The following is a 21,493-nucleotide window of genomic DNA, read 5'->3' on the forward strand; positions in this document are numbered from 1 at the left end:
ATACAGTCAGATCAGATATGACCCTGATCTTTTGGGGCTATCTGAGCGGAGCGTCAACTTTTAACTCCCTGATTTTGTTAAGCTACCAGGACAGATACCAATCAGTCTGTTAACTTTGCGGCTTCATCTGAGCTGACACGAACCAACCTATTATGTTATCCATCAGTAATTTACATGCCAGGATTGGCGAAAAAGAAATATTAAAAGGATTAAGTCTGCAGGTCAATCCCGGTGAGGTTCACGCCATTATGGGACCCAACGGCGCCGGTAAGAGTACGCTGGCTTCGGTATTGGCTGGCCGTGAAGAGTATGAAGTAACAGGTGGCAGCGTACTTTTTGAAGGGCAGGACCTCCTGGAAATGGCCCCCGAAGAGCGGGCTGCCGAAGGTATATTTCTGGCATTTCAGTACCCGGTTGAGATTCCGGGCGTCAGCACGACCAACTTCCTGAAAACAGCCATGAACGAAATTCGGAAACATCGGGGTCAGGATCAGCTCGATGCCGTTCAGTTTCTGAAGCTGATGAAGGAAAAAATGAAACTGGTCAACATCGATCAGTCGCTGCTGAGCCGGTCGCTCAACGAAGGGTTCTCGGGTGGTGAAAAGAAACGGAACGAGATTTTTCAGATGGCCATGCTGGAACCCAAACTGGCTATTCTGGACGAAACCGATTCGGGTCTGGATATCGACGCGCTCCGTATTGTGGCCGAGGGGGTTAACCAGCTGCGGTCGCCCGAGCGGTCAACCATCGTCGTTACCCACTACCAGCGCCTGCTCGATTATATCGTACCTGATTACGTGCACGTACTCTACAAAGGGCGCATCGTGAAGTCGGGCCCCAAAGAACTGGCGCTGGAACTGGAAGAAAAAGGATACGACTGGATCAAAGCCGAAGCTGAAGTAAACCAATGATCCATGATCAATGATCAATGATGCCTAGTTGTCATCTGTCATTCGTCGTTCATCATTCATCATTAACACAATGAATCCTTCTTTCTCATCATACAATCAGTTTAAAGACCAGCTGCTGGCGGCTTTTCAGACTAACGAAGAGCGCATGAACGGCGAGTCCCGGACCCCCGTGCACCAGGTTCGGCGGGCTGCGCTGAAACAGTTCGACCTGCTGGGCTTTCCGACAATCCGGCACGAAGAATGGAAATACTCGAACGTGAGCGGGCTGTTTAAAGAGGCTTTCGAGCTTGATGAACAGAGCCCCATCACCAGCGACGATCTGGCTTCGCTGGAAATTCCCAATCTCGATGGCAATATTCTGTACTTCGTCAACGGCAAGTACCATCCGGAACTGTCGCGGATCGTTAGCCCCGCCAGTCAGGTTCAGATCTCCAGCCTAGCCGATGCGTTAAAGGCCGACGCCGATTTTATTGGCTCCCACTTCGCCCGCTATGCCGATTATCAGGACAACGCCTTTACGGCACTGAACACGGCCCTGGCCACCGATGGAGCCGTTATCCGGATTCCGGACAATACCACGGTTGAGCAGCCCATTATTCTGCGCTTCATTACCGACGGTCGTCAGAAAAATATTGCGTCTCAGCCCCGAAACCTTATTCTGGTAGGCCGAAACGCCGAGGTAACCGTGGCCGAGTCGTACCGGACCCTGGGCGATCGGGCCAGCTTTGTCAACGTAGTGACGGAAATCGTGCTCGAGCGCGACGCCCGGATGCAATACTACAAAGTGCAGAACGAAACCGAGCAGTCGTATCATATCGGTACCACCCAGGTTAACCAGACCGATAACACCCACTTTTATTCGGCTACTGTTACCCTCAATGGCAACTTTGTTCGGAACAACCTGAACATCGTGCTCAACGGCCAGCATGCCGAAGCCTTTATGTACGGCCTGTACATGCCAAACGGAAAACAGCATGTCGACAACCATACGCTGGTTGATCACGCCATGCCCAATTCATACAGCAGCGAGCTTTACAAAGGTATTCTGGACGATAATGGTACGGGTGTCTTCAACGGAAAAATCTACGTTCGGCCCGACGCCCAGAAGACCAATGCCTACCAGTCGTGTAAGAACGTAGTGCTGGCACCGGGCGCATCGATGAATACGAAGCCGCAGCTCGAAATTTTTGCCGACGACGTAAAGTGCTCACACGGCACCACGACCGGCCAGCTGAACGACGAAGCCCTGTTCTACATGCGCTCGCGGGGTATTCCGAAAGATGAAGCCCGCACCCTGCTGCTCTACGCATTCTCGCAGGATGTGCTGAGCCAGATTAAAATTCAACCCATCCGCGAGTACCTCGAAAACGTGGTAACCCAGAAGCTGGGAAAGTAAGCGTATTAGTCAGTGGTGAATGATGAATGGTGAACGGTTTGATAAAAATCAGTCATCGTTCATCATTCATCATTTTTAAAGCACCTTTCCCCCATCTGGCTTGTTGTTTTAGTACAACCCATCTTGCAATGCTTATGCAATCGGCTCCCGTTACAACCCTCGATATTCAGCAAATCCGGCAGGACTTTCCGATCCTCGATCAACAGGTCAACGGTCGGCCGCTGGTGTATTTCGATAACGCGGCAACCAACCAGAAACCGCGGCCGGTCATCGATGCCCTGACCCAGTATTACGAAGGCTACAATGCCAATATTCACCGGGGTATTCATCACCTGGCCGAGCAGGCTACGGCCGCTTTTGAAGCGTCGCGCCGGGCTATCCAGCAATTTCTGAATGCCAGACATTGGGAAGAGATCATCTTTACCTACGGCACTACCGACGGCATCAATCTGGTAGCCCAAACCTATGGCCGCCGGTTTCTGGGCGAAGGGGATGAAATCATCATCTCGACCATGGAGCACCACTCCAATATTGTGCCCTGGCAGATGCTCTGCGAAGAGCGCGGTTGCGTGCTGAAAGTGATCCCGGTCGATGATAACGGCGAACTGATTCTGGAGGAGTACGAGAAGCTACTCTCGGCGCGTACCAAATTCGTTTCCTGCGTACACGTGTCGAACTCGCTGGGAACGATCAACCCCGTCAAAACCATCATCGACATGGCCCACCAGGTTGGCGCCGTCGTGCTGATTGACGGCGCGCAGGCTTCGTCGCATATCGATCTCGACGTGCAGGCGCTCGACGCCGATTTTTACGTCTTTTCGGCTCACAAGCTGTACGGCCCGACCGGCATGGGGGTGCTGTACGGCAAAAAAGCCCTTCTCGACGCCATGCCACCTTACCGGGGCGGGGGCGAAATGATCAAGGAAGTTACCTTCGCCAAAACTACCTACAACGAAATTCCTTACAAGTTCGAAGCGGGTACGCCTAATATTGCCGATGTGATTGCGGTGAAAACGGCGCTGGAGTATATGGCAGGCTTAGGCAAAGAGAATATTGCAGCCCACGAACACGAGTTGCTTCAGTACGCTACCGAGCAGCTGAGTGAACTCGACGGGCTGCGCATCATTGGTCAGGCCAAAGAAAAAATCGGCGTCGTGTCATGGGTAATGGATGGCATTCACCACCAGGATACGGGCGTCATTTTGGACCAGCAGGGCATTGCCGTTCGGACGGGTCACCACTGTACCCAGCCCCTGATGCAGCGTTTCGGCATTGCCGGAACTACGCGGGCCTCGTTTGCCGTTTACAACACGAAAGACGAAGTTGACCGGCTCATCGTGGGTCTGCGCCGGGTACAGAAAATGATGTTGTGATCATTAAATGCCAGTCATATGACAACAGCCGCAACCGGAACCTTGCTGAGTAAGACTCAGGTTCTGGACAGTTTTAAAGACTTACCAGAGCACGTGTCAGCGGATGCGTAATAGAACACATTCTGTTTATTCAGAGTGTGATGAACGGAATTAGTCAGGCAGAACGTGGTCAGACCACTCCGCATAAAGAAGCTATGCAGGAAATCCGTTCATGGAAGAAGTAACACTCGTATGGGCTGATGAGGTTGAGCGTAAGTTAGATAGGCTGATCAGGTTTCCCGAGATGGGCCGGATTGTACCTGAATTTAATAGTTCATTCATTCGGGAGATATGTGCAGGTCAGTATCGAATTGTATATACGTTTCAAAACAAAGTAATTACTGTTGTTAGTATACGTTCAATGCTGCAACCATTAGGAAAACTGTAACCAATGACCATCAACGAGAAACAGGACGAGATTATCGAAGAATTTGACTTGTTCGATGACCAGCTGGACAAGACACAATACATCATTGACCTCGGCAAAAAGCTGCCACCCATGCCCGAATCGGCCAGAACGGATGAGAACCGGATCATGGGCTGTCAGTCGAAGGTGTGGGTCGATGCCGAACTAAAAGATGATCGGCTCTATTTTTACGGCGACAGCGAACCAACGGCCCAGATATCGAAAGGGCTGGTTGGCCTGCTGATTCGGGTACTCTCGGGCGAAAAACCCGAAGATGTAGCCAATGCCGACCTTTACTTTATTCCGCGCGTCGGTATGGGCAACCTGATCACCTCATTACGGGCGGGCGGGCTGGCCTCCATGATCGAGCGCATGAAAGCATACGGACGTACCTACGCGAACCAAACCGCCTGACGGGTAAACCCATGAACGACGAAGCAGCACTGAAAGAACAGATCATCCTGGCCCTCAAAGGCGTATACGACCCCGAAATTCCGGTCGATGTATACGAGCTTGGGCTCATCTACGATATCAAGATATTTCCGGTCAACAACGTCTATATCCTGATGACGCTGACCTCGCCCTCGTGCCCATCGGCCGGGTCTATACCGGGCGAGATAGAAGAAAAAGTTCGGTCGGTGCCGGGTGTGAATGATGTGAGCGTTGAGCTTACATTTGATCCGCCCTACTCTACCGAACTAATGTCTGAGGTAGCGAAGCTGGAATTGGGCTTTATGTAAACCAACGACCAACCATGGCGCTTCGGGCCGTGGCTGTTAACCAAACTGTAAACTAAAACTGTACACTTACTTATGTATCCTCCTCATTTGCTTGTTCCCATGCGGGAAGACCTGACCAGCGTTGGGTTTCAGGAGCTGACGACTGCTGCCGACGTTGACGCGGCTTTGACCAATCAACAGGGGACCATGCTGGTGGTCGTTAACTCGGTATGCGGATGCGCAGCGGGTGCGGCTCGTCCCGGCGTTAAAGCAGCCCTGGCCGCCAGCACCGTAAAACCGGATCAGCTGGTAACCGTTTTTGCCGGTGGCGATGTTGATGCTACCGCCCGGATGCGGGAGTACCTGCTCCCCTACCCGCCATCGTCGCCCGCGATCGGTATCTTCAAAGATGGCGAACTGGTACATTTCATCGAGCGGCACCACATCGAAGGCCGGTCAGCGCAAATGATTGCGCAGCACCTCGAAATGGCACTGGAAGAATTCTGCACACCGGCCAACGCCTAAGCATAGGTTACAATACTATAAACTCCGGTTTTGGAAGCAACAAAGCCTGCTGGCTCTGCTTCCGAAACCGGAGTTTTTGCGTCTGATGGTTTGGGGATGGTAGTGACGTCAACCGGGAGACAATCCGTCGCGGTGACCTAGGCGTTTTCGCCCACCCACTGTTAGGGTCTGCGACCACGAACAGGGGTGGACGAAAACGCCTAGGTCACCGCAAACACCTTAGCCAGCAGGCGGGAAAGCGGCAGCAGGCAGAACACCAGCATGGCCAGCGGAAACGATGCGAAAGCCGCCACCCAGGCCGCGTTCATAACAATCAGCGATAGCACCCCGGCCCTGACGGCCATACCGATATTGGGGCCTATCGGATTCCGGACAGCTCGCCATAAGGGCGGGAAAATATAGTACCCGAACAACAGCAGAAACGGCAGGGCTGTACCTAACTGCCCGCGCTGTTGCGCCAGCGCAGCAACGCAGCCGATAACCAGTGCATAGAGCAACCCGGCCGCCCGCATCGTTCCGGACTTGCCGCCATGAACTTCACCCCGGCTGATCATGGTGATAGCGGCAATATAAGCTACCGGTACCAGACCGACCCAGGCCCAGGGGCCCAGCTGCTCAGGGAAGATACTTACGCCCAGCAGCAGGTTCAATCCGCGGCAGAGCCCCATATTCAACGGACCCAGCAGCGCATGGTGTTTCCCGAACCGATCGTAAACCAGCGAGGCTACCGCTATGCCAACGGCGATCAATCCGGCCGTTTGATTGGCCAGGAACGCAGTAACGATACCCAGCCCCAGCAGCGCAGCTCCCAATCCCGTAGCCGCCGACTTGCTGACCAGCCCACTCGGAATGGCCCGCTCGGGACGTTCAACGGCATCCAGCTCGGCATCGAAAACGTCGTTAAAAACAACTCCTCCCCCATACAGGCCCAGCGTGGCCAGACAAAGCCAGCCAACCGGAGCCGGGTCAGGCGCCGAGGTCAGAAAATAACCGGCAATGGCCATACCAGCCAGCACATCTGCAATAGCCGTAACCAGATTGGCTGGACGGGTAAGGCTCAAAAAAGCGCGAAACATCGATAGTCTTTACTGTTTAACGACCTTTTGGGTACGTACTTCCTGACCAGCCTGTACCGATAGCAGATAAACCCCTGCCGCCGGTAGAAGAACTGATTCAGTAAACGAAGCCGCCTGGCCAACTCGTTTCTGATATACGACGCGCCCCTGCCCGTCAATCAGGCTCAAAGTTACATCCTGTTGCCGGCCCGGCAGCCATTCTACGATCACACGGTCCTGAACCGGATTAGGATAAACCCGTAAACGGCTGTCGATCACCGATTGCGTGGCCGTTGGCAGTAATACCGTAATCGTGGCCTGACCAGCCGCGGCACCGGCTCCACAGACATTTTCGACAGATCTGACCGTATAGGTGTTCGACTGCATCGGTTTTACCGACACCAGAAACGGGCTGGTTGTAGCCGTGAAGGCGGTGCCATCCGACAGCACCCCTCGCCAGGGCGCATCGCCGGTAAACGTGAGCGTTAGCGAAGCCGGTTCGCCAGCCAGAACCGTGGCAGAACCGCCCAGACTGACGGTTGGCTGGCTCCGCACGGCGAAGGCCGGACTGGCAATCAGCGTAGCGTAGGAAATGCCGCGCGGCCGCACCCGGAGCCGATAGCCCGCCCCGGCCGGTAGCGATGTCGGCAGGGTAGCCCGAAGCGCGTTGAGGGTTCCCGATCCAACCACCTGTTCAGCCGCAAAATTCCCGGCCGCGTCGGAAAGCAGCACATCGTACTGCCAGCCGTTCGCCTTGGTCGTATTCTCGGGCGTTGCGGTCACGGGCAGAACGGTGCCTACACAGGCCGTGGTTATTCCGGACAGGATTGCGGTAAGCCGGGGCGGCTGTGGCACCGTTATGGTAAACTGATCGGCCAGGCACTGTTTGTCGTCGCTGACCGTGAGCGGAAACGTACCGGCTCTATCGGCTACGTAGCGAATACTCCGGCTCGTTTGTCCACTGGTCCATCGATAAGCTCCCGGCGAATCGCCGGGCCATGAAGCCGCCAGCTGGAGCGTATCCGCAAACTCGGTGGTCAGCGTGGCGGTTTTATTCACCTGCTTCAGAATGGTGAATTTATCCTGCACCGAACCGTCGTACGCTATGAACTGCGCATCGAGCCGATTGTCGTTCAGGTCGAGCAGCATAGACCCGCCCCAGGTATCGCCCCGGTAGCCAGCTACCATTCCTTTATGCGGGTAATCGGGCGATACGCCCCCCTGCGCGCCCCCCGAACCGTTAACAACATAGACCGTTCCTATGCCTTTGGTCAGAATCGGGCAGGAATTTGGCGAGCCATCGTACCGGGCCGTTGTCGGTTCGGCAATATGTCTGGCCGGATCGAAGGTATTGGCTGATCCTGTTTGGCCACGCATCCGATAGTAACGTTCGTAGCCGTGACTGTGTCCATTCAGCACCAGATCGACGCCGTAACGTTCCAGTATAGGTGTCAGGTTCTCGCGAAGGAGTCGCATCTGCTCTTCCGTATCGGAGTTATGCGACCCTTTGCTGTAGGGTGGGTGGTGGAAGATAACAATGGTCCAGGGAAGCCGGTTGGCCGCCAGATCGCGCTTGAGCCACTGCACCTGGCTACCGGTCGTATCGTACAGTCGCTTCTGATCATCGGGCTGCTGGGCCTGCGAGTCGAGCGAGATCAGGTGTACGTTGCCGTAGTTGGCCGAAAAATACGTCTTGGTACCGGAAGCTACCCCACCGGCCTCGCCCCGCTCCGGAAAAGAGAAAAGACGGTAATAAGCAATGTCGAAGTTAGTGCGGCTATCGGCATAATCATGATTGCCGGGTGTCGGAAAGATAGGGATGTTACGCAGACTTGGCCCATACACGTCGAATACGTATCGCTGGTACTCATCGTCTTTTCCGCAGCAATACGCATTATCGCCCAGCCAGACCCACAGGTCAGACGGCCGGTTGGTTGTAGCGGCCCGGTAAGCCCGATACACCTCCCGCTGGTTATCCGTCCCGTTTCCGAAATCGCCCAGTACCCATAATCGAAACGGCTGGGCACTACCGGATAAGGGAGCCGTTTTGATGTAATAATCGGGTCCTGCGGCCAGTTGGGTGTCGTCATAGCCAACGGCATAGGCATAGCGCGTGGCGGGTTGTAGTCCCGTCAGCGTTAGCACATGGTCCGTTGACGGCTGTGTTTCGCGGATAGTGCCGCTTAGCGAGTTGGCGTTAGTCCCGAACCAAACCCGGCCGGTAGTGGGCTGGCTCGTCTGCCAGCGTACGATGGCCGACGTAGGCGTAACGACCTGCCAGTAAGGCCCCCGGGTCAGAACGGGCGACTGCGCTACCGCCTGATAGCCAGCGAGAAATAAGATCAGTAAAATGCGGAGAGGAGTAATCATACGGTGTCTTTAGGTCACCGTAAAAGTACATATGCCGACAGGACATTCCTATCGGCATATACGAGCTACAAATCTGTCAACTTCTATTGGCTGGAATCTACCAATGCCTGCTGAATACGGAGCAGGTGACGTACGGGCCAGTCGCTTCGATTGTAGGTCTCCAGCTGGGGTACTTTAATCGCCATCATCCGTTCAATACGCCGACGTTCAGCGGCTGGCATTGTCCGGAGCCGGTCGGGCAGTTCGTGTAAAAGCTGATTCAACTGGGTGCAGGCTGTTGTCGGCAGGGAGAAATGATCCGCTAGCCGCTGAACGTCAGACAATTTCCACAGGCTTGGTTTGGCCCGCCGGTTCCGGATCGCGTTCCCGCTGACCCCCAGGGCTATTCCCAATTGCTCATCATTGAGTGAGCACTCGCGCAGCCGCCACATAACGGCCTGGTAATTATTGACAAACGAGCGAAGTGAGTTAAGTAAATGATCTGTCAAAGCCATGAGAGGATTTAATGAGGTAGCAGATGTATCTGCTATACGAGTTACGGAATGTACTTACATGGGTACGCGAACTGGTCGCGTTAAGCACTGATGACTGGTAAAGCCGGTGCTCTTGTGATCCTGCCACGCTGACCGCCCCGCTCCGACGCTCTACATACCCGCGAAGAGACAGGCAGAAGCCGGCTGGTCCAGCATATCCAGATGTTACTTATCAGCTAAGGCTTTACGAAAACTATGCCACCTGTATAATTTATTTTTTTAGGTGGGCAAGGGCCGGTGTCAAAAGAATCGGGAAGGCATTTATACAGCCAGCAGAGTCTATTTCTGTAGGCAAAAAGCGATATGTATTAGCGACATTTTCCCTATATGTATTTACTTATATTGGTTTTATAGATTTATGTAAGGCATAATTTTTGTTACTTCATACACCTTTTGTTTATATACACTATACGTATTTTATGTACACAAAAAATAACCTCTGCACCCTACGTTGTACTTGCTCTATCAAACTAATCAATTGACAAAAGGAGTAATCCGGTCATTTTCGTAAAAGACGCCGTTCTATGGTATTTCGGTAACTCTCTAACCGCCCAACCTCAAACTCAACCATTTTAACGTACGCCAAAGGCGATCAGCTGAGCAAGAAAAAAGCTTCCATCTGCTTTTGAGACATTCTCCCAAAACAAACCCCGCTTCGCTAACCAGCCAAAGGCGTGTGGTCAACGAAGCGGGGTTTGTGATGAAACCCGTATTTTACGTGGTCTTCTAGCGGGCCACCTCTACTTTCACGCGCAGAACGAACTCGTCCATCTCGATCTCGGCCGCCGACCCGTTCAGGTCGCTGACCAGCTGGAGCGAGACGGCCTGAACCTCCTGCTGAATATACAACCGGTTGGCCTCCACGGCTTCGGCCAGCATCGCATCGTTCCGCTCGAGTTCGATACTGATCTTGTCGGTCACCTCAAAACCACGGTCTTTACGCAGGTTCTGGATGCGGTTAACCACATCGCGGGCAATACCCTCCCGGCGCAGGTCGTCGGTTACGGTTACGTCGAGCGCAACGGTTAAGCCGCCTTCGCTCGCTACGAGCCAGCCCGGAATATCTTCGGTTACAATCTCAACGTCGGCCAGTGAGATCGTACCCACCGACGCCTGCCAGCTCCCGACAGCTTCCAGCTCTTTCAGTTGCTCTTCGGTCATGGCTGTAATAGCGGCAGCCACCTCTTTCATCTGCTTCCCGAACTTGGGCCCGAGGGCTTTAAAATTCGGTTTGACACGCTTTTTCAGGATCCCGCTGGCATCGTCGACGAACTCGACGGCTTTCACGTTGACCTCCGACATAATGAGCGGACTGACGTGCTCGACCTGCCGACGCGTATCGGCGTTCAGAACCGGTATCAGGATGCGGCTCAGCGGCTGGCGTACTTTCAGCTTATGCCCTTTCCGCAGCGAGTGGACCAGCGATGATACCTGCTGGGCCAGCTCCATCGAGCGCTCCAGGTCAGTATCGATCCAGTCCTCATCGACCCGGCTCCAGTCGGTCAGATGCACCGAATCAGGCCCGAGTAGCGGGTTGCTGGCTCCTGACTCCGCCCGCTGGGCATCGGTCAGGCTCCGGTACAGCCAGTCGGCAAAAAACGGCGCAATGGGCGACATCAGTTGGGCTACTGTTGTCAGACACTGGTGCAGGGTCTCATAAGCCGCCTGTTTGTCGACCGAAACAGACCCTGTGTTAGAGGCTCCGGCCCAGAACCGCCGACGCGACAGGCGGACGTACCAGTTTGAGAGCTGATCACTCACAAAGTCCTGGATCAAACGCCCGGCTTTGGTGGGGTTATAGGCCTCGTATTGCTCCGTAATCTCACGGATCAGCGTGTTCAGCTTCGACAGAATCCAGCGATCGAGTTCGGGCAGTTGCTCGCGCGGCACCCGGCCGGCCATCGTGTAGCCGTCCAGATTAGCGTAGAGCGCAAAGAAACTATAGGTGTTGAACAGCGTACCGAAGAACCGGCGCTGCACCTCGCCGATGCCCTCAATATTGAACTTCAGGTTGTCCCAGGGCTCGGCGTTGGTGATCATGTACCAGCGGGTGGCATCAGGACCGTACTGCGCCAGGGTAGCAAACGGATCGACGGCATTACCCAGCCGCTTCGACATCTTGTTGCCGTTTTTGTCCAGCACCAGGCCCGTTGACACTACGTTCTTGAACGCAACCGAATCGAACAGCATCACGCCGATGGCATGCAGGGTAAAGAACCAACCCCGCGTCTGATCAACGCCTTCCGAGATAAAGTCGGCCGGAAACGCTTTTTCGAAGACGTCTTTGTTCTCGAACGGATAATGCCACTGCGCGTAGGGCATAGCGCCACTGTCGAACCAGACGTCGATCAGGTCCGTTTCGCGCTGCATCAGCTGCCCCGTCTCCGATACGAAATAGATCTCATCTACATACGGGCGGTGCAGATCGAACGACGCCCCATCGGGATTCAGTTGGCTAGCCTCTACGGCGGCAACAAAGGCTTTGTTTTTAGCCAGCTGCTCCTCGTTCAGTTTGCCCGTTTCAATCGCCTTTTTCGCGCGTTCGAGCAGTTCGGCTACCGACCCGATGCATAGTTCTTCGCCGGTTTCGCTGCGCCAGATCGGCAGTGGCGTTCCCCAGTAGCGGCTGCGGCTGAGGTTCCAGTCGACCAGGTTTTCGAGCCAGTTGCCGAAGCGGCCGGTACCGGTGCTTTCGGGTTGCCAGTTGATGGTTTTGTTCAGTTCAACCAGCCGGTCTTTCACCGCCGTTGTGCGGATAAACCAGCTATCGAGCGGGTAATACAATATGGGCTTATCGGTCCGCCAGCAGTGCGGATACGGGTGCTCGTATTTTTCGACCCGGAACGCCCTGTTCTCTTCTTTCAGCTTGATGGCAATGAGTACGTCGGTCGGTTTAAAGTCCGGATCGGCCCGCTCGTCATCGCTGTAATATTCTTCTTTCACATACCGGCCCGCGAAGTCGGTGATCTCGGCGACGAACCGACCCTGACGGTCTACGATCGGCACCTCCTTACCGGTTTCATCGTTGACCATGATGGGTGGAATACCCGCCTGCTGCGCCACCCGGAAGTCGTCGGCCCCAAACGTCGGCGAGGTATGCACGACCCCGGTTCCATCTTCGGTTGTCACAAAATCGCCCAGAATCACCCGGAATGCCGACGATCCGGCGGGCTGTACGTACGGCATCAGCTGCTCGTATTCGACTCCTTCCAGGTGTTCGCCCTTGAAGCCGGGGATGTCGACTACGGCCCAGGGTATTACCTTATCGTTTGGCAGATAAGCGTCGAACGCCGGACTGTCGACCGTATCCTGCCGTCCCTTTTCATTAAACCACCGGCCTACCAGCGCTTTGGCCAGCACGGCGTGCATCGGCTGGAACGTATACGGGTTAAACGTTTTGATCAAGACATAATCGATGTCTTTCCCAACGGTCAGCGCCGAGTTAGCGGGCAGGGTCCAGGGGGTAGTGGTCCAGGCCAGGATGAAGATATCATTCTGCACGCCGTTAGAAGCTTCATAAGCCGCATCGAACAGATAGAACGCCTTACCGCTGTGTTTGACTTTGAACTGCGCCACGATGGTGGTATCCCGAACGTCTTTATACGTACCGGGCATGTTCAGTTCGTGCGAGCTTAGACCTGTACCGGCTTTGGGCGAGTAAGGCTGTATGGTGTAGCCTTTGTAGAGCAGATTCTTGTCGTACAACTGCCGCAGCAATGACCAGACCGACTCGATGTATTCGTTTTTATAAGTCACATACGGATTGTCGAGGTCGACCCAGTAGCCCATTTTTTGGGTCAGGTCGTTCCACTGATCCGTAAACCGCATAACCGTTTCGCGGCACCGGCGGTTGTATTCCTCCACGCTGATGCTCTTCCCAATATCGTCTTTAGTAATACCGAGTTCTTTCTCAACCTGTAGCTCGATGGGCAGGCCGTGGGTATCCCAGCCTCCTTTCCGCTCGACCTGAAAGCCCTGCAGCGTTTTGTAGCGGCAAAAGATATCCTTGATGGTCCGGGCCATGACATGGTGAATACCAGGCGCTCCGTTCGCCGATGGCGGACCTTCGTAGAACGTGAACGTAGGGTTTCCGTCGCGGGTGGTTACCGACCGATCGAATACCTGATTTTGATTCCAGTAAGTCAGAACCTCGGCCGCAATCTGGGCGTAGTCGAGGGATTCGTATTGAGGATATGTCAAGCCGGGCATATGAGAAAGCCGCCGGAGCGGTTCGAAAAAAATAAGTGCAAAGATACGGAAAACGTCTGCTCTGGACGTCAGTTCGTTACCATACCCTCTATTTTAGAGCAACAAAAAAGCGAATCCCGTAGGTTCGCTTTTCTCTGTATCCTGCGTAGCGTTACCGTCAGGCGGTTCCCGTGCGGTTAATTTCAGCGACAATCGCTTCTACGTCGGTCAATGGTAATTCTGCTGCCGATGCAATCGTTACCACGTCCAGGTTCAGTTTCAGCATCGCGCCAATGAATTTAACCGAAGCCTCCCGCTCTTTCTGGCGTATAAGGTCTTCAGCAGCCTTCATAGCGTGCTCTTCCTTCTGGCGCACCAGTTCTTCAGCCGCCTTCATGGCTCGCTCTTCTTTCTCACGGACCAGTTCTTGAGCAGCCTTCATAGCACGTTCCTCTTTCTCACGGACCAGTTCTTCAGCGGCCTTCATAGCTCGTTCCTCTTTCTTACGGACCAGTTCTTCAGCGGCCTTCATGGCTCGTTCCTCTTTCTCACGGACCAGTTCTTCAGCGGCCTTCATGGCTCGTTCCTCTTTCTCACGGACCAGTTCTTCAGCGGCCTTCATGGCTCGCTTTTGACCTTCGCGGATCAGCTCCTCGGCGACTGTTATGGCTCTTTTCTCACCTTCGCGGATTAATTCTTCGGCGACTGTTATGGCTCGTTTCTCGCCTTCGCGGATTAATTCTTCGGCGACTGTCATGGTCGTTGTATCGGTTTGTGATGAGATACGGCTAAAAATAGTGAATAGTTCAACCCGGGTCAAGGCCGATGTGTAGGTCAAATACAGAAAGCCGGTGCCCACAAACCGTTGGCCAGCCGGCGTTTCGACCAACCGCCTGACCACATCGGCAAATGTATCGAGCAGGCGGGCCAGTTCACGCTTACGCCGACTGTTCTGCAGGAGTATGGCTGTCAGCCGGGCATAGTCAGACCGCAGCAGGGGTAACCGCTCGTCGGCCAGGGTCGATAAGTCGATGAGCAAATAATCAAAATCAGGCAGGTAGACGCGCAGCGACTCATCGACCGGAGCAAAATAATCTGCTACCCGACGCTGCTTCCAGCGCCGTTTGCCGTGGTAAACAATAACGGGCAGTACGGGGGTAAGGGGTTGCTTCTGTTTAAGCTGACTCTCCCATACGTTGAGCAGATACCGGTTGATCTGAAAATGCGGATGCTCTTCGGTGTAGCTTTTGTGTTCGAGCAGCAATACGAGCCGGATTGACTGCTCGCCGTATTGGGCCGAAAAGACCAGATCGGCAAAATGCTCGGCCAGCTGATCGTCTGTAAACGAGTCGGCCTCCCGAACCAGCGTTGCATAATCAATACGCTCACAAACGGCTTCTGGCGCGAACACGTGCAGAAAGTCGATCAGCACCTCGGGCTGCGAAAACGCTTCCTTGAAAAATTTGTCGTGTGGATTGTCGGGTGACATAACGGACTACGGCTCAGGTCAACCCGACAATATATCTACATTTTTTTCAATTTAATGACTTACTGATCTTTTTCTTCTTTCTTCTTCAGCGTCTGAACCACGCGGCCGTTCTCGACCAGTTTGGTCCGCAACACGGTCTGTTTTGGAATCGCAATCAGTAGCATGGGCTGCGACATAAACGCCTGGGGGTTATTGATCATGGAGCTGTCGACTTGCCGGATGTAGCGAACAGTCAGCGTTGAATCCTGCACGAATACCCGGCTGACACTCAGGCGCGGAGGCTTGTTGGTAGCGGTAATGGTGACGCCAACGACCATTTCTTTACTGAAATTAGGCTGGTCGGGACGTTTGGTCGATGTAGGAGCGGCTTTGAATACCTGCTCGAACGTTTCGGCCTGTTCGAACACAAATAAGGTAGGCTTTCCCTTATTGACGGTGGCCTCTGTACTCAGCGAATAGCCGTTGAGCAGCCGATATTTGAGGTTAACCTGAGCCAGCGCAAACAGGCTTAGTGACAAAAAGAGAGAGATAATGATTAAAGAACGGGAGATGCGAAAACGTTTGTCTGATAACGAGAAAGAGGACATAATTACACTAAGTCTACTAAGCAACAATATAATTCTAACGCCTGCTCACCGACTTCGTTGTGCGGGCAGTTCGAAAAATATATACTTAGTTTGACCGGGTGGAGGTAGACTGTGGATTGTTTTCGACGTTGATATCGGCCACGTTGAAGCACGAATTGTTGCTATCGCTCTGGCACTCAAACAAGTCGAACTGGTTCACGTCAGGATCGATCCGTTCAAAATACAGCACGAACGGCACGCGCTCGTCGTTCCGGATTTCGCGGGTTTCGGGCGAGAGCGGGATGCCGGTTGTCTTGACGAGCTTGTATGTCCGTTTACCGTCGCGGGTGGCCAGCACGGCCTTGGGGTTGAACGAAATACTGCTTGCTCCGAAGAAGTTGCTGTTCCGATCGTTGCGGTCTTTGGCAAAGGTCATATACACAACCGTGTAGCTGGCCGTTAGCCGAACGTCAGTAACGCGGATGTCGGGGTCCTGCGAATGGCCCATTCCGCCCTGCGGGTCAGGATAGAGCCGTTGCTGCCCTCCGTACGTGGGCTGGCCAGGCTGGTAATATTCAGCCCCGTCGGCCGGAGCGTTCACGGCGGGCGGGCGGTTGCTGGTACAGGCCGCAGCCAGGAGGAGAAGGGCGACGCAGGCTTTCATAGAATTAAATTACGTCTTTTCGCTCTAACAACCAAGAATTCAGTCTGTCTGTTTTGCCAGAACGTCGGCCGTCAGTGTTTGCCAGATTTGGTCGTACACCTCGGTGGCTGTCAGCCGTTCCGACACCGGATGGCTCCCGACAAATACCGGATGGTAGCGCGGATCGGCCTCCAGCCGCCCGTGCGATCCTTTTATGAGCGTAGCATCCAGCGAAATCACGTTCATCAGGTAGCGGAACCCGAGCTTTTTCCGGGCCAGCTTGTACCCCGCCTTCAGCTTGATGAGCGGATTTGTCTGGTCCATAAACAGCTCTACGGGGTCGTAGCCGGGTTTCTGGTGAATGGCCACCAGGCGGGCAAAATCGGGCGCGCGCGCATCGTCGAGCCAGTAGTAATACGTAAACCAGCTCTCGGCATCGGCCATGACCACGAAATCGCCCGAGCGCTCATGGTCAATGTGATAAGCTTTCTGCTGCTCCCGGTCGAGCACGAGCTCGATACCCGGCGTTTTTTCGAGAATCGACCGGACTTTGTCGTACACCGACGGGTCGTTCACGTATACGTGAGCAATCTGGTGATCAGCGGTTGCGAAAGCGGGCGACGCTCCCCCATCGAAAAGCTCCAGGCCTCGCTCTTCGCGGTACCGGATCATACCGGCTTCGCGCAGAATCCGGTTGATATGAATCGGTTTATGCACGTTTGTGATGCCGTACTCCGACAGTACGATGACCTCGGCCCCCTGTTTTTCGTAGAACAGGATCATATCCCGGCATACGTCATCGATCTCGCGCAGATCAGGGGCAATTCGGGCCAGGTCCTGACCGAACTTCTGCAGGCAGTAGTCCAGGTGCGGCAGGTAAACGAGCGTCAGGGTTGGGTTATGCCACTGGTCGACCAGCATCGTTGCATCGGCAATCCAGCGGGTACTTTTGATGGTCGTCGACGGGCCCCAGAACTGAAACAGCGGAAAGGTGCCCAGTTCGCGCTGGAGCCGATCGCGCAGGTCGCCGGGCTGGGTGTAACAATCCGGGAACTTGAGCCCATCTGACGGATACTGCGGCCGGGGCGTGGCCGAAAAATCGGCGGTCGAGTACATGTTGTACCACCAGAACATTTTCGAGACCGTAAAACCGGGGTCGAGTTTACGGGCGCGCTCCCAGATCTTCTCGCCGGCCACGAGTTTGTTCGACTGTTTCCAGTACTTCACCTCCGCGTCGGTGCGGTCGTACCAGCCGTTGCCAACGATGCCGTGTTCGGATGGCCACTGGCCGGTAACAAACGTTGACTGCACCGAAGTCGTTACGGCCGGCAGCATGGGATCGATGGTAGCGCGTTGCTTACCGGCTATCCACTGTTTCAGAAAAGGCATGTGTTCGCCAATCAGCGAATACGATAGCCCTACTACGTCGAGTACTACGGTCTTTTTCATAAGCAACAGGATGAACGAGTGAAGGGGTGCCTGCCGGGTGGCGTCACTCGTTTGTTACATCTTTTACCCACTTTACTTCCCGCTCAATCGAGTCCACGAGATCGGCTTTCAGCTCGACGGGCAGCACGTCCCAGGTGTAGGTTTCTACCTCCAGCTGATTGGTAAAGGCCCGTTCGGTCTGTAGCCGTAACACCTCCCGAATATCGTCCTGCGTCGATTGCAGCAGTCCATAGTCCGAAACGAAGATAGGCACGTGAAAATGAGACCGCCACTCGGTGTGCGTATCGTCAAAAGCCGCCAGTGCTTCGGGCAGATCCGGGAACCGCGCCAGCTCGCCCGAGCTAGTCCGGGCCACGACCTGGTGCAGATAAGTTGGCTCATTAAACGGCTCAAAGGCTTTCCGTACGGCTTCGCGGCCGGCCAGATCGGTTGGGAACTCAGCTTTCAAAGCCGCGCTGATCTGGATTTTACCGACCCGCAGGCCATATTGTTTCAGTTTATCGAGCACCTCGGCCGGGCGTTCGTACCCGACCGCAAAGTGGCATACGTCATAACACAGCCGAACGTGCTCGCAGATGGCGGCTTCGGCGGCTTCGTCGGTCAGCCCAAACTGCTCGCTTAGCTGCTCGATACCCATTGGCAGCAGATAATCCGTAAACCAGGCAATGAACTCATCGGCGGTTTCGATCACGCCATCCGGTTCGGGTTCCAGATCGAGGTGCATCAGCCGGTCGGTCTGCTGCCGGAGTTTGATCAGCTCGGCCACGACTTCGAGCACATTCTGCGTAGTCTGCGAAAATATATAGTCGCGGGCGGCTGGCTGCTCCCACTCGAACCAGTGCCGATACGACAGCGGAGAGGTCGACACCCCACCCGGTATACCGTTGGCCAGCTCATCGACGGGGAGCAGTACGGACAGGATCCGGAACAGTCGCTTGGTGTATTCGACCCGGGCTTCGGTAGTCCAGTCCGGCGCGTGCACCTGGTCCTTCACTCTGGTATGATGAAAGCCTCCGAACGGAAACCCGTTCATGGTGAAGATGTAACAGTCGTTTTCAGCCAGCCACCGCTGAAACGCCACCAGGTTTTCGGGTTGCTCGAGCTCTTCGCTGGCTTCGTTCGACAATCGGAGGCCAAGGCCGAAAGGCGCATCGGGCGACAGTCTTTGTTTCAGCTCTGGAAGGGCCTGTCGCAGGGCGGCAAAGTGATCGGCCCACGACTCGCCGGGGTGAATATTGGTGCAGTAACCGAGATGTCCGAGGGGTGTTTTCATATGTACTGACAAAGCAAATACCTCCATGATGCCCACAGCACGGACCATACCGGCTGCTGGCCCGCTCATGAGTAAACCGGGTTAGACCGTAGCCGACAATTCGCTTTCGCGCAGGGAGGCAATGGCTTGCCGAACCCCATCCGTTTGTATTTCGTGAACCTCAACGCCCTGCCCCAGCACCTGCAGCAGCATGATGGTAAGCTGACCGCCCAGGTGCTCCCGAAACTCTGACAGCCCTTTCAGGATACCCGCGCTATGATCGGCGTCGAGCATGGGGTGATACAGCGAAAAACCGAGCGTCCGGAGGGTCGTCAGCACTCGGTTGGTATCGGTCTCCGAAAGCCAGCCCAGCTGGTTGGAATAGAGGGTGTCGATAGCAATCCCGATGGCAACGGCCTCGCCATGACGGAGGGTAAAGTTGGTGAGTTGTTCCAGTTTATGGGCACTCCAGTGGCCAAAGTCCAGCGGGCGCGACGATCCCTGCTCAAAGGGGTCGCCCCCGGCAATGTGCTGAAGGTGCATATCGGCGCAGCGATGGATCAGGTACTGCATAGCCGACAGATCACGGGCGGCCAGCAGGGCCGCATTCGCTTCGATCCAGTCGAAGAAGAGTTGGTCCTTGATCAGCGCCACTTTCAGCGCTTCGGAGATACCCGCCCGCCAGTCGCGATCGTCGAGCGTAGCCAGGAAATCGCTGTCGTTGAAGACCGCTACCGGCGGAGCAAACGTACCCAGGAAATTCTTCTTACCCCGGTAGTTTACCCCATTTTTAACGCCCACTCCCGAGTCGTTCTGCGAGAGGACCGTTGTAGGAATCCGGATATGACGAATACCCCGGTGCGAGATGGCCGTGGCATAGCCCACCAGATCGAGAACCGAGCCCCCGCCAACGGCCACGATGTACGAATGCCGGTCAATACCGTATTGGTCAACAGCGTCCACAATCCGTTCAACCAGCGCCGGGTCGTTCTTGGCCGCTTCGCCACCGGGTATGACCAGCAGGTCGGGCACCAGCGCAACCGGCATACCTGGCCGATCAACATACTGCCGAATAGCCGACAGCAGAGTCGGGTGTGCCTCAACCACCCCCGAATCGAGCACAAAGAGCAGCTTTTTGGGTGTTTCAGAAACTGTCGGCTGGCTGAAGTAGTCGGCAAAAAGAGGATTGGCCGTATCAAAAAGTCGTTCGGTAAAGAATACGGTATACGAGAACCGAACCGCGAACGATTGGTGTAAATGATCCATGAACGGACAAAAGCGGAGTAAAATAGGGCCGCTTTCATCTCTCAAAAATACAATCAAATCGAGAATGATTCCCCGAATTCGGCATTCTGGCAAAAAAACAGCATATATTGGTTATTACCAGTACAGAACCCGGTATTTAATAGCGCCGTACAGACGCCAGTAGACGGCCAGAAAAGGCGTTGCCAGCGAGGTGAGAATGGTCTGCTGAACCAGCGGGCGACTGGGCTGGTCGGGCCAGCGACGCCGGATCAGGTTGACCGACAGTACACCCCAGATGCCGAAACCAACTACGGATACTAATGAACTGCTGATCAGCGCGCCCAGCACCCCCATCAACACGCCCAGCACCGATGCATAGTACTCCAGCACGAGCGCCCGGTCGGTTTCGATCCGTTGCCGGAAAAGCTCGGGGTGGCGCTTGTACAACAAGGCATCATACCGGCTTTTCTGCTCGTTGGCCAGCGGAGCGTACCAGGGCGTCTCCCGCATGGGGTGCACCACGACGGCTTCGGGACATTTGCTGATCGGGATACCGGCCTGGATAAACTTGAACTGAAGGTCACTGTCTTCGCGCCACGATAAATCGAACGCTTCTTCAAAACCGCCTACCCGCTCCAGCGCTGATTTTCGACAAAAGCAGTTGGCCGAGATCAACTCGCTGGAGTCCAGGTACAGACTCTTGGGGCTGTAGGGTGCTGTTCCGTCGGGTAATGTGAGGTGCATCTGCCCCGTAATAACCTGCGCCCCCCGCTCGAAGCTGGGCAGTACCGAGGCCAGCCAATTGGCCTGGGGCAGACAGTCTTCGTCCGTAAACGCCACCACCCGCCCCCGGGCCGCGCGCCAGCCCCGGTTGCGGGCGGCTGCGGGCCCCCGCTCGTCGGGCTGAGCCAGATAGCGCACCTCCAGCGGACCACCCGCCCGCGCAATCTGCCGCGTAAACAGCGCTACGGCAGCCGCGGTTTCGGGCGAGTTGGCATCGTCTACGACAATCAGTTCGAACTGATCGCGCGGGAGCCGCTGCCTACCCAACGCATCGAGGCATTTGAGTAATAGGGCCGGCTGCTGATAGGTCGGTATGACTACCGAAAAATGCGGGATCATGGGTAAAACGGTGTGTACCAAACGGGCAGGCCGGTTTCCTGTCCGAAACGACCGGGGCAGGCTACCCGTGTGATTGTGAATGGCTGTCTATCAGGGACCTATAACGCCGGTTATCATCCTGTCAGTTTACAAGGCCGGCCTATACTGAGCGAACGGCCCGAAGTAATATCCATCAGAAAAATAAGTAAATTTATCAATAAAAAAATATTGAT

At 54.9% G+C, this 21,493-nt stretch carries 18 protein-coding genes; 7 read left to right on the forward strand and 11 right to left on the reverse strand.

All coding sequences use genetic code 11. From position 1 onward, the window contains the following. Positions 1-152 precede the first annotated feature (152 nt). The 7 genes from sufC to B1C80_RS13325 all read left to right on the forward strand — a co-directional run bounded on the left by sufC (position 153) and on the right by B1C80_RS13325 (position 5,369). Entirely contained in the window at positions 153-911 is a 759-nt protein-coding gene (gene sufC, locus B1C80_RS13295) for a Fe-S cluster assembly ATPase SufC (RefSeq protein WP_077921651.1), read from the forward strand. Between the two features lie 70 nt (positions 912-981). After that, complete coding sequence (sufD, locus tag B1C80_RS13300) at positions 982-2,307, forward strand: Fe-S cluster assembly protein SufD (RefSeq protein ID WP_077921652.1); 1,326 nt, start codon at positions 982-984, stop codon at positions 2,305-2,307. A 134-nt stretch (positions 2,308-2,441) separates the two neighbouring features. Further along, on the forward strand, positions 2,442-3,680 hold the full coding sequence (locus tag B1C80_RS13305) for a cysteine desulfurase (protein WP_077921653.1): 1,239 nt from the start codon (positions 2,442-2,444) through the stop codon (positions 3,678-3,680). Positions 3,681-3,963: 283 nt separating this feature from the next. Next, complete coding sequence (locus B1C80_RS29000; protein ID WP_369822700.1) at positions 3,964-4,107, forward strand: hypothetical protein; 144 nt, start codon at positions 3,964-3,966, stop codon at positions 4,105-4,107. A gap of 3 nt (positions 4,108-4,110) precedes the next feature. Then, on the forward strand, positions 4,111-4,539 hold the full coding sequence (locus B1C80_RS13315) for a SufE family protein (RefSeq protein ID WP_077921655.1): 429 nt from the start codon (positions 4,111-4,113) through the stop codon (positions 4,537-4,539). A gap of 11 nt (positions 4,540-4,550) precedes the next feature. Then, positions 4,551-4,865: a DUF59 domain-containing protein gene (locus B1C80_RS13320; protein WP_077921656.1), complete on the forward strand. Its 315-nt coding sequence runs from the start codon at positions 4,551-4,553 to the stop codon at positions 4,863-4,865. A gap of 72 nt (positions 4,866-4,937) precedes the next feature. Then, positions 4,938-5,369 carry a BrxA/BrxB family bacilliredoxin gene (locus B1C80_RS13325; protein WP_077921657.1) on the forward strand — a complete coding sequence of 144 codons (432 nt, stop codon included), beginning with the start codon at positions 4,938-4,940 and terminating at the stop codon, positions 5,367-5,369. A 200-nt stretch (positions 5,370-5,569) separates the two neighbouring features. Here the strand turns inward: B1C80_RS13325 and eboC are convergent, their stop codons facing one another. From eboC to B1C80_RS13380, 11 genes are all read right to left on the reverse strand, one after another. Next, positions 5,570-6,445, reverse strand: a complete 876-nt coding sequence (gene eboC / locus B1C80_RS13330) for a UbiA-like protein EboC (protein WP_077921658.1) — start codon at positions 6,443-6,445, stop codon at positions 5,570-5,572. A gap of 9 nt (positions 6,446-6,454) precedes the next feature. After that, positions 6,455-8,794, reverse strand: coding sequence for a metallophosphoesterase (locus B1C80_RS13335; protein ID WP_077921659.1), 2,340 nt, complete (start codon positions 8,792-8,794; stop codon positions 6,455-6,457). 83 nt (positions 8,795-8,877) lie between these two features. After that, on the reverse strand, positions 8,878-9,288 hold the full coding sequence (locus B1C80_RS13340; protein WP_236648753.1) for a hypothetical protein: 411 nt from the start codon (positions 9,286-9,288) through the stop codon (positions 8,878-8,880). A 765-nt stretch (positions 9,289-10,053) separates the two neighbouring features. Further along, the gene (gene ileS, locus B1C80_RS13345) at positions 10,054-13,536 is read right to left on the reverse strand and encodes an isoleucine--tRNA ligase (protein WP_077921661.1); all 3,483 of its coding nucleotides are present in this window, start codon (positions 13,534-13,536) and stop codon (positions 10,054-10,056) included. A 157-nt stretch (positions 13,537-13,693) separates the two neighbouring features. Continuing rightward, positions 13,694-15,004 carry an Rpn family recombination-promoting nuclease/putative transposase gene (locus B1C80_RS13350; RefSeq protein WP_077921662.1) on the reverse strand — a complete coding sequence of 437 codons (1,311 nt, stop codon included), beginning with the start codon at positions 15,002-15,004 and terminating at the stop codon, positions 13,694-13,696. A 59-nt stretch (positions 15,005-15,063) separates the two neighbouring features. Then, on the reverse strand, positions 15,064-15,522 hold the full coding sequence (locus B1C80_RS13355; protein ID WP_236648754.1) for a hypothetical protein: 459 nt from the start codon (positions 15,520-15,522) through the stop codon (positions 15,064-15,066). 154 nt (positions 15,523-15,676) lie between these two features. Continuing rightward, the gene (locus tag B1C80_RS13360) at positions 15,677-16,234 is read right to left on the reverse strand and encodes a hypothetical protein (RefSeq protein ID WP_077921664.1); all 558 of its coding nucleotides are present in this window, start codon (positions 16,232-16,234) and stop codon (positions 15,677-15,679) included. A gap of 39 nt (positions 16,235-16,273) precedes the next feature. Next, positions 16,274-17,662, reverse strand: coding sequence for an alkaline phosphatase family protein (locus B1C80_RS13365; RefSeq protein WP_077921665.1), 1,389 nt, complete (start codon positions 17,660-17,662; stop codon positions 16,274-16,276). A 43-nt stretch (positions 17,663-17,705) separates the two neighbouring features. Beyond that, complete coding sequence (gene eboE / locus B1C80_RS13370; RefSeq protein WP_077921749.1) at positions 17,706-18,935, reverse strand: metabolite traffic protein EboE; 1,230 nt, start codon at positions 18,933-18,935, stop codon at positions 17,706-17,708. 81 nt (positions 18,936-19,016) lie between these two features. Next, entirely contained in the window at positions 19,017-20,180 is a 1,164-nt protein-coding gene (locus B1C80_RS13375; protein ID WP_077921666.1) for a 3-dehydroquinate synthase, read from the reverse strand. Between the two features lie 114 nt (positions 20,181-20,294). Beyond that, a complete protein-coding gene (locus B1C80_RS13380) occupies positions 20,295-21,281 on the reverse strand; it encodes a glycosyltransferase family 2 protein (protein WP_077921667.1) in 987 nt (328 codons plus the stop codon). Positions 21,282-21,493: the final 212 nt, after the last annotated feature.

Source organism: Spirosoma sp. 209 (genome assembly GCF_002006735.1).
GTDB classification, from domain to species: domain Bacteria; phylum Bacteroidota; class Bacteroidia; order Cytophagales; family Spirosomataceae; genus Spirosoma; species Spirosoma sordidisoli.

What these genes read in the sequence shown, in the direction of transcription:
- B1C80_RS13315 (WP_077921655.1), top strand. Translation starts at nt 4,111, where the DNA reads ATGACCATCAACGAGAAACAGGACGAGATTATCGAAGAATTTGACTTG.
- B1C80_RS29000 (WP_369822700.1), top strand. Translation starts at nt 3,964, where the DNA reads ATGGGCCGGATTGTACCTGAATTTAATAGTTCATTCATTCGGGAGATA.
- eboE (WP_077921749.1), bottom strand. Translation starts at nt 18,935, where the DNA reads ATGAAAACACCCCTCGGACATCTCGGTTACTGCACCAATATTCACCCC.
- sufD (WP_077921652.1), top strand. Translation starts at nt 982, where the DNA reads ATGAATCCTTCTTTCTCATCATACAATCAGTTTAAAGACCAGCTGCTG.
- B1C80_RS13380 (WP_077921667.1), bottom strand. Translation starts at nt 21,281, where the DNA reads ATGATCCCGCATTTTTCGGTAGTCATACCGACCTATCAGCAGCCGGCC.
- B1C80_RS13305 (WP_077921653.1), top strand. Translation starts at nt 2,442, where the DNA reads ATGCAATCGGCTCCCGTTACAACCCTCGATATTCAGCAAATCCGGCAG.
- ileS (WP_077921661.1), bottom strand. Translation starts at nt 13,536, where the DNA reads ATGCCCGGCTTGACATATCCTCAATACGAATCCCTCGACTACGCCCAG.
- B1C80_RS13335 (WP_077921659.1), bottom strand. Translation starts at nt 8,794, where the DNA reads ATGATTACTCCTCTCCGCATTTTACTGATCTTATTTCTCGCTGGCTAT.
- B1C80_RS13320 (WP_077921656.1), top strand. Translation starts at nt 4,551, where the DNA reads ATGAACGACGAAGCAGCACTGAAAGAACAGATCATCCTGGCCCTCAAA.
- B1C80_RS13325 (WP_077921657.1), top strand. Translation starts at nt 4,938, where the DNA reads ATGTATCCTCCTCATTTGCTTGTTCCCATGCGGGAAGACCTGACCAGC.
- B1C80_RS13340 (WP_236648753.1), bottom strand. Translation starts at nt 9,288, where the DNA reads ATGGCTTTGACAGATCATTTACTTAACTCACTTCGCTCGTTTGTCAAT.
- sufC (WP_077921651.1), top strand. Translation starts at nt 153, where the DNA reads ATGTTATCCATCAGTAATTTACATGCCAGGATTGGCGAAAAAGAAATA.
- eboC (WP_077921658.1), bottom strand. Translation starts at nt 6,445, where the DNA reads ATGTTTCGCGCTTTTTTGAGCCTTACCCGTCCAGCCAATCTGGTTACG.
- B1C80_RS13365 (WP_077921665.1), bottom strand. Translation starts at nt 17,662, where the DNA reads ATGAAAAAGACCGTAGTACTCGACGTAGTAGGGCTATCGTATTCGCTG.
- B1C80_RS13360 (WP_077921664.1), bottom strand. Translation starts at nt 16,234, where the DNA reads ATGAAAGCCTGCGTCGCCCTTCTCCTCCTGGCTGCGGCCTGTACCAGC.
- B1C80_RS13375 (WP_077921666.1), bottom strand. Translation starts at nt 20,180, where the DNA reads ATGGATCATTTACACCAATCGTTCGCGGTTCGGTTCTCGTATACCGTA.
- B1C80_RS13350 (WP_077921662.1), bottom strand. Translation starts at nt 15,004, where the DNA reads ATGTCACCCGACAATCCACACGACAAATTTTTCAAGGAAGCGTTTTCG.